13 protein-coding genes are annotated in these 18,862 nt (G+C 51.9%); 7 read left to right on the plus strand and 6 right to left on the minus strand.

Annotated elements, in window-relative coordinates; all coding sequences use genetic code 11:
* Positions 1-127: 127 nt before the first annotated feature.
* From TALK_RS01265 to trpS, 3 genes are all read left to right on the plus strand, one after another.
* A complete protein-coding gene (locus tag TALK_RS01265; RefSeq protein ID WP_085615051.1) occupies positions 128-2,878 on the plus strand; it encodes a [protein-PII] uridylyltransferase in 2,751 nt (916 codons plus the stop codon).
* Positions 2,879-3,564: 686 nt separating this feature from the next.
* Positions 3,565-5,115, plus strand: a complete 1,551-nt coding sequence (murJ, locus tag TALK_RS01270) for a murein biosynthesis integral membrane protein MurJ (RefSeq protein ID WP_085615053.1) — start codon at positions 3,565-3,567, stop codon at positions 5,113-5,115.
* A 183-nt stretch (positions 5,116-5,298) separates the two neighbouring features.
* Positions 5,299-6,297 carry a tryptophan--tRNA ligase gene (trpS, locus tag TALK_RS01275; RefSeq protein WP_085615696.1) on the plus strand — a complete coding sequence of 333 codons (999 nt, stop codon included), beginning with the start codon at positions 5,299-5,301 and terminating at the stop codon, positions 6,295-6,297.
* Positions 6,298-6,385: 88 nt separating this feature from the next.
* Here trpS and TALK_RS01280 read toward each other — a convergent pair whose 3' ends face one another.
* Positions 6,386-7,888, minus strand: a complete 1,503-nt coding sequence (locus TALK_RS01280; protein WP_085615054.1) for a hypothetical protein — start codon at positions 7,886-7,888, stop codon at positions 6,386-6,388.
* Between the two features lie 155 nt (positions 7,889-8,043).
* Positions 8,044-9,204, minus strand: a complete 1,161-nt coding sequence (gene ribA / locus TALK_RS01285; protein WP_085615056.1) for a GTP cyclohydrolase II — start codon at positions 9,202-9,204, stop codon at positions 8,044-8,046.
* 472 nt (positions 9,205-9,676) lie between these two features.
* On the opposite strand from ribA, the gene TALK_RS01290 reads away from it, so the two are divergent.
* Entirely contained in the window at positions 9,677-10,366 is a 690-nt protein-coding gene (locus TALK_RS01290; protein ID WP_085615057.1) for a response regulator transcription factor, read from the plus strand.
* Between the two features lie 313 nt (positions 10,367-10,679).
* Here the strand turns inward: TALK_RS01290 and TALK_RS01295 are convergent, their stop codons facing one another.
* Positions 10,680-11,387, minus strand: a complete 708-nt coding sequence (locus tag TALK_RS01295; RefSeq protein WP_245829620.1) for a YggS family pyridoxal phosphate-dependent enzyme — start codon at positions 11,385-11,387, stop codon at positions 10,680-10,682.
* A gap of 250 nt (positions 11,388-11,637) precedes the next feature.
* Between TALK_RS01295 and TALK_RS01300 the strand changes: the two genes are divergently transcribed.
* Both TALK_RS01300 and TALK_RS01305 read left to right on the plus strand, forming a co-directional pair.
* Positions 11,638-12,276, plus strand: a complete 639-nt coding sequence (locus TALK_RS01300; RefSeq protein WP_085615059.1) for a thiamine phosphate synthase — start codon at positions 11,638-11,640, stop codon at positions 12,274-12,276.
* Positions 12,277-12,310: 34 nt separating this feature from the next.
* On the plus strand, positions 12,311-13,531 hold the full coding sequence (locus tag TALK_RS01305; protein ID WP_085615061.1) for a glycosyltransferase family 9 protein: 1,221 nt from the start codon (positions 12,311-12,313) through the stop codon (positions 13,529-13,531).
* Positions 13,532-13,604: 73 nt separating this feature from the next.
* Here TALK_RS01305 and TALK_RS01310 read toward each other — a convergent pair whose 3' ends face one another.
* The 3 genes from TALK_RS01310 to TALK_RS01320 form a co-directional block, all read right to left on the minus strand.
* Positions 13,605-14,645, minus strand: coding sequence for a porin (locus TALK_RS01310; protein WP_085615063.1), 1,041 nt, complete (start codon positions 14,643-14,645; stop codon positions 13,605-13,607).
* A gap of 549 nt (positions 14,646-15,194) precedes the next feature.
* Positions 15,195-16,205 carry a porin gene (locus TALK_RS01315; protein WP_085615065.1) on the minus strand — a complete coding sequence of 337 codons (1,011 nt, stop codon included), beginning with the start codon at positions 16,203-16,205 and terminating at the stop codon, positions 15,195-15,197.
* 382 nt (positions 16,206-16,587) lie between these two features.
* On the minus strand, positions 16,588-17,568 hold the full coding sequence (locus TALK_RS01320) for a porin (protein WP_085615067.1): 981 nt from the start codon (positions 17,566-17,568) through the stop codon (positions 16,588-16,590).
* Positions 17,569-17,861: 293 nt separating this feature from the next.
* On the opposite strand from TALK_RS01320, the gene TALK_RS01325 reads away from it, so the two are divergent.
* Positions 17,862-18,389, plus strand: coding sequence for a DUF3576 domain-containing protein (locus TALK_RS01325; RefSeq protein WP_245829621.1), 528 nt, complete (start codon positions 17,862-17,864; stop codon positions 18,387-18,389).
* Positions 18,390-18,862 lie beyond the last annotated feature (473 nt).

The following is an 18,862-nucleotide window of genomic DNA, read 5'->3' on the forward strand; positions in this document are numbered from 1 at the left end:
TGATGATGTCCGGCCAAACTTCTGGCGACAACTGGCACCATCAGGACGGCACGCCATATGCATTGGGGAAACCCGCAAAGGCAACCATGCCAAACCAAGACCTAATCCAGGGAAAACGCTTCAAGCCATGTACAAAGTCAAAAAACAGCGCGAGATCATCGACCGCCGCAAAATCTTTGGCGAGCTTGAAACCATTGCTGCCAACTCGGATCTGAAATCCTTCAAACAGCGCGCCGAGATTTTAAAACGTCTCAAGGCTGTGCTTGAAGATGGCCGCAATGTCATCCGCGCCCGGTTCGAAGAAAGCAATTCCGGCCAGGATGCCGTTTTTTCCAACAGCTTCCTGATCGATCAGATCATTCGCCTGATCCATGATTTTGCGCTGAAATTTGTCTATCCGCTGCATAATCCAACCAACGAACAACGCATGGCCGTTGTTGCAGTCGGCGGTTACGGGCGCGGTGATATGGCCCCGCATTCCGATGTCGATATTCTGTTCCTGTTTCCCTACAAACAAACAGCACACGGCGAACAGATTGTCGAATACATCCTTTATATGCTGTGGGATTTGGGGCTTAAGGTTGGTCATGCAACGCGATCCATTGATGATTGCCTGCGCATGGGCAAACAGGACATCACAATCCGCACCAACCTGCTTGAAAGCCGCTTTGTCTGGGCCGACGAAGAAGTCTATAAAACCTTTCGCACGCGGTTCATGGATGAACTGGTCAAAGGCACCGGCCTTGAATTCATCGAAGGTAAATTAAGCGAACGCGATGATCGCCATATCCGCATGGGCGATTCGCGCTATGTCGTCGAACCCAATGTCAAAGACGGCAAAGGCGGCCTTCGTGATCTTCATACCCTGTTCTGGATCGGCAAATACCTTTATCGCGTCAACAATCCGCTGGAACTGGTCGAGCAAAAAGTCCTGACCCGCAAAGAAGCCCAAGGATTCCTTAAGGCACAGAACTTCCTGTGGTCGGTGCGCTGCTGGTTACATTATCTGTCGGATCGCGAAGAAGACCGCCTGACATTTGATATGCAGCGCGATATCGCCGAACACCTTGGTTATACCGATCATGCCGGGGCATCGGGCGTCGAACGGTTCATGAAACACTATTATCTGATGGTCAAACATGTCGGCAATTTAACCCGGATTTTCTGTGCCGCCCTTGAAGAACGCCATCAACGCAAACCTCTGATCCGTTTCCCGGCCCGCTTTTTTGGCACCAAGGAAATTGACGGTTTTCAGTTGCGCAATGATCGCCTGACGGTCGAAAGCCTCGACGTTCTGAAAAATGATCCGATCCAGATCCTGCGCCTGTTTCTGGTCGCCCATCAAAACGGGGTTGGTATTCATCCCGAAACGCTGCGCTGGGTCACCCAAAGCTTAAAAATGGTTGACCATAAGCTGCAAAAAGATCCGGCGGCGAACGAGGTTTTCCTCGAAATCCTGACCCATCGCGACAGACCCGATATCGTGCTGCGCAAAATGAACGAAGCCGGTCTTTTGGGCCGCTTCATCCCGGATTTCGGCCGTGTCGTCGCCCAGATGCAATACGACATGTACCACACCTATACCGTGGATGAGCATACCATCCGCGCGATTGGTGTCCTCAACCAGATCGAACGCGGCGAACTGGCCGAAGAAGCCCCCGTCGCCACCCGCATCATGGGAAAGGTGATTTCACGTCGTGTGCTTTATGTCGCGGCATTGCTGCATGATATCGCCAAGGGCCGGGGGGGCGATCATTCCGAACTGGGCGCCGAAGTTGCCGAAAAACTTTGCCCGCGTCTGGGACTGTCGCCTGCCGATACCGAAACCGTTGCTTGGCTGGTCAAAGCCCATCTGTGGATGAGCCTGACAGCTTTCAAACGCGATTTGAACGACCCAACCACGATCAAGGCCTTTGCCGATCTGGTCCAGTCACAGGAACGTCTGCGCCTGTTGCTGTGTTTAACGGTTGCCGATATCCGCGCGGTAGGTCCGAATGTCTGGAACGGCTGGAAAGCAACGCTTCTACGCGAATTGTTCTATGCCACCAAGGATCGTCTGTCGGGTGGTTTGAATGCCGACAACCACGATTCGCGTGTGGCCCGCGCCCAGCAAGACCTGCGCGAAGCCCTTGCCAATTGCGATGCCGACTGGCCCGAACAGGATATCGAAGATTTCATTGATCGCGGTTATCCGTCCTATTGGCTAAGTTTCGATACCGAAACCCATGTCCGGCACGCCCATCTAACCCGCGATGCCAAGGCAAACGGAGCAGATATCACGGTCGACACCCGCATTGAAACCGATATCGATGCGACCGAAATCATCGTTCACACCACCGACCATCCCGGCCTGTTTTCCCAAATTGCCGGGGCGATGGCGCTATGCGGGGCCAATATTGTCGATGCCAAAATCCTGACCTTGGCCGATGGCATGGCGCTTGATACCTTCTTTATTCAGGACGCCAATGACGAGGCCTTTAACGATAAGTCCAAACTGGAAAAACTGCGCGAAACCTTGGAACAGGTCATTTCCGGTCGCATCCGCCCCAGTCAGGAACTCGAACGCCGCCAGATCAAGGACAACAAACACCGCACCGCTGTTTTTAAGGTCGAACCAAACGTCATCATCGACAACAAGGCAAGCCGCACCCATACGGTAATTGAAATCACCGCACGTGACCGCCAGGGCCTGCTTTACGATGTCACCCGGACATTGCGCGACCTGTCATTGCAAATTGCTTCGGCGCGGATTTCCACCTTTGGCGAACGCGCGGTTGACGTCTTTTATGTCAAGGATGTCTTCGGTCTGAAGATCGACAGCCGCACCAAGTTCCTGCAGGTCAAGGAAACCCTGACCCAGGCCCTGCAAAACAGCTAGGGCTTATCGGCTTCACACGATGTGTGAGCTTTGCCCCAAAACACAAAATCCCCGCCCCTGTTGATTGGCACAACTGCCAAATCGCCCCGGCGGGGATCCGTGTTCATTGGCGCAAAGCACCATGATCGAATTCTATGATTCTTAATCAGGGAAGTGTGAACGGACGAGGGCCGGGCTGATCCAGAACCTGATGTTACGACCTGTTGTCCCGTAACATCACTTTCCTCGGAGTGCAGCAGGTTGAGGTGGATCGCCTTTTATTCCCTCGTCCGATCATAATAGCAAAGGCTCGCGTCCCAACGAATCCTCAGCGAGTTGGAATTTATAAGGATTGAAAGGCATTTTCTGTGATGACGGTCACAACCCCTTGTCTTTTTTTACAAAAATCCAAAGACTTTCACAAAAGTTCAATGGAAAAGCCCCCACCCGATCAACGATCCGATGCCCTTGCTCCTGATGATCGCGCAACGGGGCCAAACAGGAAGAACACCGTAAAGGCCCGGCGTTTCCCCCATTTCGGTAAGATATTTCCCCTTCAACACGCCGCCATTCCGCCGTCATTACCAGTTATTCACCTTCGGCTGGCAGATTTCATGAAATGATGGCAGCTATGATGCGGCCACCGCGCCGTTTATCTGCCTGATAAATATGTTCTTGTTCACAACCCTGTTCGGATTTGATCGCGAATGTCGCTCGTACGTTCCATTGCCACGGTCAGTGGCTTTACCCTGCTCTCGCGTCTTTTGGGCTTTACCCGCGATATCATGATTGCCGGGATGCTCGGTGCTGGCGGCATGGCCGATGCCTTTTTCGTCGCGTTCAAATTCCCCAACCTGTTCCGTCGCCTGTTTGGCGAAGGCGCATTTAACGCCGCCTTCGTGCCATTACTGGCCGGTGACATCGAAAAACGCGGTATGGATGCGGCGCGCGAATTTGCCGCCCGTGCCATGTCGATGCTGGTGCTGATTACCGCTTTTCTGGTCGCGATCATTGAAATCATCATGCCTTGGGCGATGCATGTCTTTGCGCCGGGCTTTGCCGAAAACCCGGAAAAATTCGCGCTTGCCGTCGAATTATCGCGCATCACCTTTCCCTATCTGGCGTTAATTTCTGCTGTGGCGCTGATGTCGGGCGTACTCAACACCCTGCATCGCTATGCCGCCGCCGCCGGGGCACCGATTATCCTTAATATCTGTTTGATTGGTGCCATGCTGGGCCTGACACCGATGACCGAAACTCCGGCCCATGCCCTGTCATGGGGGGTGGCATTGGCAGGTGTGGCGCAATTTATCTGTCTGGTGATTGCATGCAAACGCGCCGGGTTTGCCATCAAATGGCAATTGCCGCGCATTGATGACCGGGTCAAATTGCTGGGCAAACGCATGATCCCGGGCATGATTGGCGCGGGCGTTTATCAATTGAACCTTCTGATCGATACCATGCTGGCTTCGCTGGTCGCCGACGGGGCCGTATCCTGGCTTTATTACGCTGACCGGGTGCATCAATTGCCGCTTGGCGTGATCGGCATTGCCATCGGCACAACATTACTGCCGACCCTGTCGCGCCAATTACAGGGATCGGACCCCAAAACCGCGATGTATAGCCAGAACCGTGGCATTGAAATCGCCCTGTTACTGACCCTGCCCTCGGCGATTGCGCTGGGGGTGATGGGAGTTCCGATCATCAATGTGCTGTTTGAACGCGGTGCCTTTGGCGCCAGTGAAACCCTTAAAACCGGCATGGCATTAACCATCTTTTCCTTTGGCCTGCCGGCCTCGGTTCTGGTCAAGGTCTTGGCACCAGGCTTCTTTGCCCGCGAAGACACCAAAACCCCGGTCCGCATCGGCATTACCGCCATGATGATCAATATCGTGCTGATCGTGGCTTTGATGCCGACATTTGGCCATCTTGGCATTGCAGCCGCCACCTCGACCTCGGTCTGGATCAATGCCGGAGCACTAGCCTGGATCCTGCACAAGCGTGGCGATCTTGTCTTTGATGACCGGCTTAAACGCCGGATGCCACGCATTTTGCTATGTTCGGTTCTGATGGGGGCGGCCCTGTGGTTTGCCATTGATCTGCTTTGGCAAAATGATGCGCTGTCAATCACGCGCATCTTCACCATGGCCGGTCTGGTATGTGGCGGGTTGCTGATCTATGGGGTTGCCGCACAGCTTTTAGGGGCGACCAGTTTCGCAGAACTCAAAACAACGCTCAAACGCCGCAAAACGGCCTGAACGCCTTAGTCTTTCGATAATTCCGGGTTATTTCCATCATTTCGGGACAAGCCGCTTGACCAAATCCAGTCCGGCGGCTTAACTCCGCCCCGAAGATTTGCAAGCTCGTCCGCCGGCGGGAGTCCACATCCTGGCGGAGCCTGCAGGTCGCTCACCTTATTTATTGAAATGGACGATAGCGTTATGGAACGTATTTTTTCGGGTGCTCAGCCCACCGGTAACCTTCATCTTGGCAACTATCTTGGCGCGATCCGCAACTGGGTCACGCTGCAAAAAGACTTCGAATGCATTTTCTGCGTCGTTGATCTTCATGCCATCACCGTCTGGCAAAACCCCCAAGAACTGCGTTCCAACATCCGCGAACTCGCGGCCAGCATGATTGCATCTGGTGTCGATCCGGAAAAACACGTTCTGTTCAATCAAAGTCAGGTCTCGGCCCATGCCGAACTGGCGTGGATTTTTAACTGTGTCGCGCGCCTCGGTTGGCTTAACCGTATGACCCAGTTCAAGGAAAAGGCTGGCAAGCACCGTGAAAACGCATCGCTTGGCCTTTATGCCTATCCCAGTTTGATGGCAGCCGACATTCTGGCCTATAAGGCCACCCATGTGCCAGTTGGCGAAGACCAGAAACAGCATCTTGAACTGACACGCGATATTGCCGCGAAATTCAACAATGACTTCGAAGTTGACTTCTTCCCACAGCCCGAACCGCTGATCCTGGGCCCGGCAACCCGTGTGATGTCCCTGCGTGACGGGACAAAAAAGATGTCAAAATCCGATTCATCGGACATGTCACGCATCAATATGACCGATGATGCCGATACGCTGGCCAAGAAAATCCGCAAGGCCAAAACCGATGCGGAACCGCTGCCAAGCGAGGCCGCCGGTCTGGAAGGCCGCCCCGAAGCCAAAAACCTGATCACCATCTATGCTGCCCTGACTGACATACCGGTCGCCGATATTCTGGCAGAACATGGTGGCACGCAGTTTTCCGGCTTTAAACAGGCCCTGACCGATGTGGTTGTTGAAAAACTGGCCCCGATCACCAGCGAAATGACGCGACTTAAGGCCGATAATGCCTATATCGATGCGACTCTGGCAAAGGGTGCAGACCGTGCTGATGCCATCGCCCAGCCGATCCTGCGCGAGGTCAAGGAAATCGTTGGTTTCCTAAACCGCTAAAGCCCCTTAAAAAGTCATTGCTAAATCAAAACAAATCCCGTCATTCGTATGAATGACGGGATTTTCATTTATCAACGTGTGATCAAAATCAGATCGAATTGCCCGACGGATGCAGGTTTTGTTGCTGCATTGCCTGATATTTCTTAAGGCCATCCATCATGGTCTGACTAAACCAAGGCCCGACCGGTGCATCACCCTGAACATGGCTTTGCGCCCGCTCCATCAACGGATGAACAGTCTCGGCGTCGCTGGCGCTATTATTTTGTGCGACATTACGGTTTTGATCCGTCATTGCCTCGCGTTTGTCCCCGCCATTATCCTGCGCAACCGCATTGGTTGATGCCACGGCTTCATTTGCCATGGTCTGTGCCCGTTCACTGCCCAATGCCGCATTAAACCGTGCGGCCATCTCTGCGGCACTCAACGGAGTCTGACCGGTTTTCTCAGACGAGACATCTGATTTTGCAACATCAGCCTGGTTCAGTTTGGCAAGTTTCGCATCCCGGGTGGCAATTTCCGGGGATATGGAAAATTGCGGAGTTCCGCGGCTAACCCGGCCGGAATTTTGCGCCCGCGACCAAACAGAATTACCGTTATCGCGGCTAAAAGATGCCTGCTGGATGGTGGCCTGTTGACCAGTGCCGCTGGCATCGGCCGTGCGCATGGTCATATTAGATGCAAGATCGGCCTGCCCGGCGCGCGCCATCGCCACAGCCAATTCAGCCGGATCGGCATCCTGTGTATTTGGATTTGTCAGGCTGGCATTCATCGGGTTGGCAACGTCGTCACCGGCCTCGGCCAAAAGACGCTGTGCGGCTTGCATTGCCGGGTTCTCGGCGGTTTGGGAAAATGGCATCTGTGGAGTCGTTGCCACAATTGACGGGGCAACAGCAGACGGAGCAACATTCGACGCCATCGTCTGCGCCACCGTTTGCGGATTGGCCGCCCACGGCATCACAAGACCCGCCGCGTCATAATAGCCCGTAATACCCGCCGCACCGGCCTGCGCATTCATCGCCAGCGTTTCAACGCCAGTCACCGGGGCTGTATCGGTAATCGTTGCTTGCTCGGCCGGGTTAACCGGCTGACCCGACATTGCCGCCATCGACCGGTCACCAACATTCCATGGCAAAACAAGACCGCTTGCACCGCTATTGGCAGCCCCTGCTGATGCATCGGCCATCACTGGCTGATCCGCCGGGGTATCACCGCCATCAAACATTGCCATGATATGTTCGCCGGTATCATCACCGGTCGCCAGATCAACAACCGCGTCCACAGCAGCGCCTGCAAGGCCAAACACACCGCCAAACAGCCCGCCGCCAACAACCCGCGCCCCATTGCCAAGTTCATCACCGGTTATGGAACGATAAAGCATCCCGACAACGGGAATATGTTGCAAAGGATTGATCACATCGAGGAAATCAGTGAATTCAAAGCCATCCTTGCCGAACATATATTCGGAAAAGCCCCGGCCTTCTTCTGCGCCATCCACCAGCTTTCCAGCCGCATTGGAACTGGCAAATTTATTATTTGCCACACCTTCTGCGCTGCCCGGTGATATTTGCCGCCAATCTGCACCAATCGACATGTTCGTCCTCCTATTGCATCAGATAATGCAACGAGGATGCCAAACTGGCACGGGTTCAAATCATTGAAAAATATGGATTTTTATTAAAACCCAATCGGGCCGGAGATTCCGCCCGGCATCTTCTGCCGGGTCACTGGAACCATTATTCCACCCAATCAAAACAAATGACCAGCGCGGTCCTTTTTGGTCTGAAGGTAAAAGGCGTTGTGACCATTGGACGGAAATTTATGCGGCACCCGTTCACTCACGGTCACGCCCCAGCTTTCAAGCCCGGAAAGCTTTTCCGGGTTATTGGTCAAAAGCCGGACCTTGCCAAATCCCAACTGACGCAACATTTCGGCCGCCGGGCGATAAACCCGTTCATCGGCGTCAAAGCCAAGTTCTTCGTTGGCATCAAGCGTATCAAACCCGCGATCCTGAAGCGCATAGGCCCGCAACTTATTAACAAGCCCAATGCCGCGCCCTTCCTGACGCAGGTACAAAATAATGCCACCTTTGCCGCTTTTGGCGATCTCGGCAATTGCGCCCCGCAATTGCGGCCCGCAATCACAGCGCAACGACCCGATCAGATCCCCGGTAAAGCATTCGGAATGCAACCGGATCAACACCGGCTGATCCTTGGCCGGTTCATCAATCACAATTGCCAGATGTTCCTGCCCGCCATCATCGGGGCGAAACGCAATGACCTTGGCATTTTCGGCATTTTCAAGCGGCACACGCGCTTCGCTGACCGGGCGAAGGGTTGCAGCCGATGCATTTTCGTATCCATTGATGCTTTCAGATTGCAGCACCAAAAGGTTCTGCCCCCGTGCCAGCGTTTCAAGCTGCTCTGGCGTTACCGGGGCGGTCACCACAGCGGGCAACAGCCGCGCCAGCTTAGCAAGCCTGATGGCGGCATTTTCGGCCATATTAATCGGTCGCCAAATCCCCGCAGGCACCCCGGATGGCATGGCTTCAAGATCAAGCAACGGATTGGCGATCTCGGCCAGGCTTTGTGCCGTAACACCGGATTTTTCAGCGCTAACAAAGGCAATGAAAAGATCGTCCTTGCACGCCTGCCCCAACGATTTTGCCCGCACACGCGGCAAAATAATCGCCGGGTTTGCATCCGGTCCGGCGATATCGCCCAACCGTGAAAGGCCATGATCGGAAAGCGGCTCGGCGGCAATGACAGCCACACAATGGACAGCCCCGTTAACCTGCCCCTGTACCAGAACGATTTCACCGCGCCGCAAATCGGCAACAGCGCGCGATACAGTCACAAGATCGGTCGCGGGAATATTGGTTTGGACAGGCGCGGCAGAAAGTTGGGTCATTGCAGTCTTTTTTGTTTCGGGTCAGACACAGACGATCACAAGATCGCGATCCGGTTGGTATGGGGCTGGATAAGGACCCGGATTAATTAATATAACCGCACTGGCCGATCAGATTTGTGCGGATGCGCGGCGCAAAATCGCAGGAAGATATAAATCTTTCAAGATTTTACGACAAAGCAGCCCGTGCAAATCGGACCGATCCGAAGGACAACCGCTATGATAGCACCATTTTGCGTCAAATTCCTTGTATGGCACTATCATCGCGGTTGCCAGTTCGATTGTATTAATTAACCCGGGTCCTTCATCGGTCAATGGGTTAAAGCGAAAACAGTTTGTTCTTGAAAACGCAGTATGAGACCCTGATTTTTAAAGATCAGGAAAACTGATGCCACACAAAGAACGAATTCCCGCAAGATGACAAACTTAAAATATAGGTGGGATTTGATGGGCAGCAAGCAGCAAGGGATGGTGAATGTCGACAGGTAAACAGGTTCTGGTGGTCGAAGACGATGCCGCGCTGAGCCAGTCTTTGACCGAACAGCTTCGGCTTCATGAAGAATTTGAATGTGTGGTTGCCAACTCCGGCCAGACCGCACTCGAAGCCGCCAAGGATAATTATTTCGACATGATCCTGCTCGATGTCGGGTTGCCCGATATGGATGGGCGCGATGTCTGCAAACTGATGCGCCGCGCCGGGGTTAAATCCCCGATCATCATGCTGACCGGTGCTGATAGCGATTCAGACACCATCCTTGGTCTGGAATCCGGTGCCAATGACTATGTCACCAAGCCGTTTCGACTTAACGTTCTATTGGCCCGCATTCGCGCCCATATCCGCCAGCATGAACAAAGCGAAGATGCGGTTTTCGTCATTGGTCCCTACAGCTTCCAGCCCAGCGCCAAGATATTGATCGAAACCACAACCGAGAAAAAAGTCCGCCTGACGGAAAAGGAAACCTCGATCCTGAAATTCCTGTTCCGGGCGGGCGACAAACCGGTCACGCGCGAAACCCTTCTGGACGAGGTCTGGGGCTATAACGCCGGGGTCACCACCCATACACTTGAAACCCATGTCTATCGTCTGCGCCAAAAAATCGAAAAAGACCCGTCCAATGCGATGATCCTGGTTACCGAACCGGGCGGTTATAAACTCGTCCCATAAGGTCACAACGCATTACAGCGCATTGAGTTCACAAGACCTGTCGCCGGAAATTCTGCCGAGCTGATATCTACGGATAATCCGAAAGACAAAATCCCGCCAGGCTGGCGGGATTTTTTTCTGATCTTTTTTGTCACAAACCGTTTTCGTCTACGTCTTATATGTCTGGACCGATTATCCACAATTTCTGCTCATTTTCGAGATTTGCACGTTAAAACCCATGAAATGACCAAATTTAACGTATTTCATAACGATTTTGCAGAAAATCTAATCCTAATTGCTTTTAAAGCCCCTTTAAAAGGTGCTATTTGGAAAATTAATAGCCTCTGGACCCAAAAATAGCTGTGCCAACCCGGATATGTGTCGCACCAATACGGATCGCAGCCTCGTAATCGCTACTCATCCCCATGCTGCGGATCGCCAAATCATGACGATCGGCAATTTTGCCCAACAAGGCAAAATGCGGTGCGGGCTCTTCATCCACCGGGGGAATACACATCAATCCCTTGATCGGCAATTTCAGGCGCGTGATGCAATCGGTAATAAAATCATCGGCATCCATTGGCGCGATCCCGGCCTTTTGCGGCTCCTCGCCAATATTGATCTGAATGTAAAGATCGGGGCAATCCCCCGTCGCGTCACGATGTTTGGCCAAGGCATTGGCCAGTTTCGGGCGATCCACAGTTTCGATCACATCAAACAGCGCAACCGCATCTTTAAGCTTGTTGGTCTGAAGCGGCCCGATCAGATGCAACTCGACATCGGGGAATTCTTCGCGCAACCCCGGCCATTTTCCCGCGGCTTCCTGTACCCGGTTTTCACCAAACACTCGACGGCTATTGACAAGTGCATTGCGCACATGATCCGCATCATGGTTCTTGCTAACACAAATCAGCGTCACATCAGAAGGCTCGCGCCCGACAGCGGTACAGGCCTTGTCGATGTTTTGTTGAATCTCGGCCAAATTGGCAGCGATGTCGACAGTATCAGATGACATACCAGATGACAGGATTTGATCGCTCATCGATGATGGCCTCCGGATTTCTAACAGGCTATGGTGCAATTTGGTTCAAGGTTGGTTCAACTCGACTCAGGTGGCGCCAAAGACAGCCATCCCCGAACCGGCGCAGACTACTTTAACTCGATCATCACCGAAAGCCCGGAAACAATACAAACGCCCCCAGGCGACGGACCTAAGCCCAATATCGGCCTTAATCAATCGAACACCCGGAACCAAACAAGCCCGCCCCCCCAGACCAAACGGAATTTTCACCATGGATACCAGACTGGCAAAGCAGGCCCGCCAACTTAATATGCGCAACGGCGGCCCCAATTGCCCGATTCCGCCGATTGTGTTGATGACCGATGATCAACGCCTGCCCAATCCCCGCCCGGCCATTGCCGGCCTGCCACGGCGCAGCATAGTGATTTTCCGCCATTATGGTCTTGGGACGGCGGACCGTGCCAAACTGGCCTATAATGTGCGCCGCCTGTGCCGCAAACACGACCATCTCTGCCTAATCGCCAACGATCTGGCGCTGGCGCTAAAACTTGATGCTGATGGCGTCCATTTCCCGGAATACCGCATCCAAAAAACACCCCATATTTTTGGGCAGGTGCCCGATGGGATGCTGGTGACGTCGGCGTGTCACAGCATAAAAACGCTGCGGCGGCTTTCCATGCTGGCACCATGGCAATTGCCAAACGGGGTGCTGATATCACCGGTTTTCCCAACGCAAAGCCATCCCGGCCAACCGGGTATGAGTTTTCAATTATTTTTGCAATGTGTCGCATTGTGCCAAAGCATCGGCTTGGCGCCGATTGCCCTAGGCGGGATAAAAACCAACAATGTTGAAAATCTGCAAAGATCAGCCGTTGCTTCTTTGGCTGGGATCGGGTTTTCTGCCAAATAGCACCAATTAAAGGTGACCGGAGAGAACCCCGCCAATGCCTGAAAAACGCCACCCATCCCGCAAGAAATTTACCCGTTTTTCGTCAAAACTGCCGTTCCAGTTCGGCCTTCCCAATGTCAGCCCGGGTCTGACACAGGCCTCAGACGGCAGCCCAACCTACCTGACGCGCACAACCTCACTTTTGCGCCAACAGGTTCTGATCCATGCACCCTCGGTAAAAATCATATCCGACACTGTGCAACCTGATGTCCTGACACGCGATGCATGGGCCGATACCGGTTTTGATCGCAAACGGGTTTTGTTTCTGATCCCCGATGATGCGATTGGTGATTGTGTCGGCATGGTCCTGTTTTTGCGCGCCTTTATGGTGAAATATCCGGGTGCAAAAATTGCGGTACTTAACAGCGGCAGCGCATCGGACATCTTTGCAACCCTTCCCGATATTACAGTCTTTCAGCTTTTTATCTCGGCCAAACGCCTGAGAACTTTTGATTATCTGATTGATTTCAGCGAGATGGTGGGCTGGAAAGATATCGCCACCATGCCGGTCAATCCGGAAGAAGCTTTGTGCGAGGCCTTTGGCATTGCCCCGATCCCGCTTGCATCCGGGCGCTCGTCGAAGCAATTACCCGGCATGAAGATCGGCATCTTGCCCATGGCGTCTTCACCACTTCGTACCCTGCCCCCCGCATTGGTCCGAGAAACCACTGAAATTCTTGCGCAAACCGGGTTTGAGGTCACCCTGATTCTCAACGCCTATCAGGGAGTGATGAAGAAATACAAGGACACGATCGGATCGTTCAAAACACCGAATATCCGGATCATTGACGGCTTCAAAACCATCGGAAATCTGGTGTCCTTCATTCGGGAACAGGATTACGTCGTACTGGCCGATAGTGGCCCGGCCCATATCACCAAGCTGTTTCAAACACCGGGTATTGGTATCTACACTTCAGCCTCGGCACGCATATTACAGGGCCGCCATCAAAACCTTCATCTCTGGCAAAGCAGCTATAAGGGCGATTTTTGTGAAGCTCCCTGTGGCCTTGCCAAACTGCGCGCCACCGCCTCGGGCAAGATTGGCTGTATGGGCAGCCTCAGCGTGCCGATATCCGAACTGAATAATCTGCCGAATAATTCGGACAAAGCCCTTGCCGAACGACTTGTGACCGAAAACCCGGTTCCCTGTGTTGCCGACCTCGTTCACCAGAAAGAACGATTTTTCGCCTTTCTGTGTGCAGACCTCGAAATCTGAAGCCAAATTCAAATATGAACAAAAAAGAAGGGGACGAAAACCGCCCCCTTCAATTCATGCCAATTCCTAAGAATTAGAAAGTCAGTGCAAAACCTGTGACAACACCGTAACCGTCATTGTCTTCGGCACCATCGACTTCATCATCGAACCAGAAGACAGAAGATTTCCAGGCAACTCCGGCACCAAGGGTATAGGCAAGGCCAAGATCAGCCGTGCTGATTTCGCCGGTACCGTCACCACGGCTGCCATTGCCATATTCAGCATAACCATAGGTCAGCGATACAGCAGCGGCATCCATTTCATAGGAAACACCGATGTCAAACTGATCAGTATCATCCGGATCGCTACTGCCTTCACTGAAGCCGTAATCATCATCAGTGTGGGAATAGGAACCACCAACAGTGAAGTTGCCGAAGCCAACATTGAGGCCGCCCCCAACAAGGTTGCCTTCACCCCAGTTTTCGCCAATGGCGGAAACGCCAAGGGAAATACCGTTGAAATCACCGGTATATTCAAGCGCACCGGAAACGATGTTGTCACCAGAACCGTTTGTGTTGTTATAGGAAGTACTTCCACCAACTTCGGTTGCGCCGTTGCGATTGCTATCATCAGCAAAGGACACACCCGCGCGGAAACCACCAAGGCTCGGCGTGAAGTATGTAACGCGGTTCTGATCACCTGTCGGAATGGTGGTATCGATCAAATATGCATTAACCCAGATGTCGAGGTCACCATCGTTAATACCAACCGGGCCAACTGCCGGTGCAACAATCTGCATTGAATCGGCTGCACTGTCGTTTTTACCCATTTCGATACGACCGAAGTTGCCGTTGATATACAAATACTGTTCGTCAACCTGGTCACTGGAAGTTTCACCTTCAAGCTCGACAACCGCGCCAACTTCGATGCCATTATCAAGGATTGTTGAACCTTTAAAATGGATTTCGGTGTCAGACTGAAAAGCGTTGTTACGATCACCAACTTCCTGATCGGCATAACCAGCCCACTGGTTCATGTAACCACCGACCGACAATTTAATCGGTTCAGACGCCTGAGCCTGACCCGCAAACGTAACAGCGACAAGTGCACTGGAAGCGATCAATATCTTTTTCATCGTACCCTCTTGGTTTTACGTGTGAACCGAGCATTTTTATAAGATACATGCCCAAACTCTCTCGCTGTTAAACGACTTAAATGACCCACGGTCAATTAAAATAATGTACCAGATGATGTTATGTTAAAACATGTTGCATAATCGACACACCCTCATGCATACACCTCTTTCGGTACATGAATTTTGGCATCTTTGTCAGAAATCTTGCAATTCCAATCATCTTTCTATATATGACTATTGGTCATTTATTTTCCGTGCTCAAAGCAACAAGCACTGGAAACAGGTCAACCAGCACATATGGCCAATGATGACAGTATCGCGCAGGCATACCCTCTGCCTGCGCGAACTTTTTATTGCCATATGCTATGGCAATCCTGAGTAGATTAATATCCGCAAGAACATTCCTAAGGGATAGCGCATCATAACCGATGTAACATCAATCATTCCGGCATAAAAAAATCCCGCTTAACGTTTTACAACGTAACGGGATCAGAAAGAAAGAAGGGGACGGAAAACCGTCCCCTTCAAACCGTACTAATTCAGGATGAATTAGAAGTCCAGACGCAGACCGGTAACAACGCCGTAGCCGTCATTGTCAACAGCGGTATCATTCTCCTGATCGAACCAGAAGACCGACGAACGCCAAGAAACACCTGCACCAAGAGCATAACGCAGACCAAGGTCAACTGCGCTGATGTCACCAGTACCGAAATCTTCATAACCATAGGTCAGAGAAACAGAAGCCGCATCCATCGCGTAGGAAACACCAAGATCGAATGCATCCAGATCCTGGTTTTTGGTTTCACGATCGCTCAGCCCATAATCGTCTTCGGTGTGGCCATAAGAACCACCAACGGTGAAGTTGCCAAAGCCAACATTCGAACCGAAACCATACCAATTACCTTCACCCTGGTTTTCGCCAACAGCCGACAGGCCAAGGGTCACACCACCGAAGTCGTGGTTGAACTCAAGACCAGCAGAAATAATGTTGTCGCCAGAACCATCAGTGTTGTTGTAACTGCTAGCACCGTTACGGTTGCTGTCATCAGCAAACGATACACCCGCACGGAAACCACCCATAACCGGGGTATAGTAAGTCGCACGGTTCTGATCACCGCTCGAACGAACGGTATCAATCAGATACGCGTTGGTCCACTGATCCATGTCACCATCGTTAACGCCAACCGGGCCAACGGCCGGTGCAGTAATACCCATGGCATCAGCAGCACTGTCGTTTTTACCCATTTCGATACGACCAAAGCCGCCATTGATATACAGGTACTGTTCGTCAACCTGATCGCCTGAAGTTTCGCCTTCGAGTTCGATAACCGCACCAACTTCGATGCCATTGTCAAGGGTGGTTGAACCTTTGAAGTGAACTTCGGTGTCAGACTGGAATGCGTTCTTACGACCGCCCGTTGCAGTGTTGTCTTCGTCAGCGAAGCCAGCCCACTGTTCCATGTAACCGCCAACCGACAATTTGATTGGTTCGGAAGCCTGTGCCTGACCGGCAAACGCAATAGCAACAAGTGCGCTGGAAGCAACAAGAATCTTTTTCATCTTACCCTCGTAAATTTTGATTTCAGTCGGACTGAACCTCTAAAAGGCCACTGCGTCCAACCGCTCGAAAACGATAAAGCGATATTTGTGACCGCGGGTCAATTGAGATAAGTGATCATCAGTCACTTAAGAAATTTAGTGTTGCATTAGAGCCACACTAGCTTTTCATTAGAAACATTAATTACTGACTAATGGTTGGTGCATTGATAAAATAAAATCCATATTAATTCATAATATCAAAAATATTATTTTTATTGACCACTAGTCACTTTTATAACAAAAAAATAGTTAGTCCAAGTCTCCAAGCACTTCTAAAGGAAAAATGACATTAAAAAAGAGGAGGTGGAAAACCACCCCCTCTCTATGCGCCTAATTCAAAGAATTAGAATGCGAGACGAAGACCGGTTACAGCACCGAAACCGTCGTTATCAGATGCACTGCCAGCTTTATCTTCTTCAAACCAGAAAACAGAAGACTGCCAGGAAACGCCTGCACCAAGGGTGTAAACGAGGCCAGCAGAAAGACCCTGATTTTCGATATTGTCTTGCGAATCGTCCTGGTATGCATAGCTCAAGGAAACAGAAGCAGCATCCATGGCGTAAGTAACACCGAGGTCAAACGCATCGGTTTCTTTACCCACATCCGGATCAACTTTGCCGTATGAACCGCCAACGGTGAAGTTGCCGAAACCGACATTCACACCAGCACCATACCAATTATCGTCGGCCTGATTTTCACCTTCAACAGAAACGCCGAGCGTAACGCCGTCAAAGTCATGGCTGAAAGTAACCGCACCAGAAACGATGTTGTCACCAGAACCAACGGTGTCGTTCTGGGTGCTGTCATCAGCAAAAGAAACACCAGCGCGGAAGCCACCCATGGTCGGGGTGAAGTAGCTGAAACGATTCTGATCGCCGCTTGACGGAACAGTGTCAATAACGTTGGTCAGATTTGCCCAATCTTCGGTGCCGCCATCGCTCGGATTAACCGGGCCAACGGAAGGAGCGGTGATGCCCATCGAGTCAGCAACGCTATCGTTTTTGCCCATTTCGATACGACCAAAACCACCATTAACGAACAGGAACTGCTCATCAACTTGGTCAGTGGAAGTTTCGCCTTCGAGTTCGATGTGCGCACCGACTTCAATGCCGTTATCCAGAGTGGTACGGCCATCGAAATAAACTTCAGTGTCAGACTGGAAAGCGTTCACACGACCACCAGCTGCATCAATGTCCTGATCAGCAAAGCCGACCCACTGTTCCATATAACCGCCAACAGACAGTTTAATCGGCTCAGAAGCCGAAGCCTGGCCTGCGAAAGCAACAGCAGCAATTGCGCTGGAAGCAAACAGAATCTTTTTCATCTTTTCCCTCAACGTCTTTGAAAATGCGGCGAACCGCCAAATCAAAAATTAGGTGAACGACTTTTCGCCGTTCGGTTCGATGCGGATTGAGCCACCAAAACTCCCCCCCGTCAACAACACTGTGATTTAAATGCGACATTCACACACCAAAGTTGCAAATTTGACACACATGTTTTTGTTTGCTGAAATCTATCGCGGCCCTATAGTGCTTAAAACTATATATAACCGCCTTGAACAAGGAACAAACCGTGCGATTGCCTCTCGTAAAAACACTTACCTTCGCAGTGATGTCTATGTTTCTCACTGCATGTGCTGGTTCACAGTCTGATTACGATAGTTATCCTGGTTCTGCACCCGGAAATCAGCGTGCAGGAACAAAAGGTCGTGCGGCGACAACCGCTGACGTAAAAAAGGAAGGCACCCTATTCGGACAGGACGGGTTAAATTTCCTCGGCGGTGACGACAAAAAGAATCAGGGCGGTGGCACCGGGATCGGCGTCAACAGCTTCTTGTGGCGCGCTACGCTTGATACGTTGTCCTTCATGCCGCTTAACTCTGCTGATCCGTTTGGCGGAGTAATCATTACCGATTGGTATAGCCCGCCTGAAACCCCGAATGAGCGCTTCAAGGTCACGGGCTATATTCTTGACACCGCACTTCGTTCGGATGCCGTCAAAGTCTCTGTTTTCCGTCAAGTCCGTGTTGGGCCGGAACAATGGGCCGATGCCGTTGTCGAATCTGGTACCGTCACCGCAATGGAAGATGCCATCCTGACCCGTGCACGCCAACTGCGCATCGACAGCGCGGCTGCAGAGAAATAGCATCGCGGAAATGACAGACGCGACGTTATATATGTCACAGCGATACAACCCCCATTCGCTTGATCGTGAATGGGGGTTTGTCTTGGCAAAAAAGCGACCTGCTCTTATCAGATCTCAAGATCTGCAATCCGCACGCATTGATCTTGCCAAAGAAATTGTCGATTCGTATGTCTCACTTCAAAGCGATCATACTCTGCCGGCTATATCAGGTGCCGTTAAGGCCGACGGCATTGATCCCGACCCAAAGGTTTTAATCGCACAGGTCGGCACCGATATTATCGGGCTGGCGCTTTTGGCCGATGTCCCATTGCACCGCCCGATCCGAATCACCCATAACAGCCTGGTGGGTCATTGGCGCTGGCTGCGGCAGGTTTGGGCCTGTTTCTCACATGACACAAACAATATAGCGCTCTCCCCAGCCAGAACCCCGCCAGGCAATATCACCGGCAAGATTATAAGTGACACAAGGCACC

It is taken from the genome of Thalassospira alkalitolerans (assembly GCF_002115745.1).
GTDB classification, from domain to species: domain Bacteria; phylum Pseudomonadota; class Alphaproteobacteria; order Rhodospirillales; family Thalassospiraceae; genus Thalassospira; species Thalassospira alkalitolerans.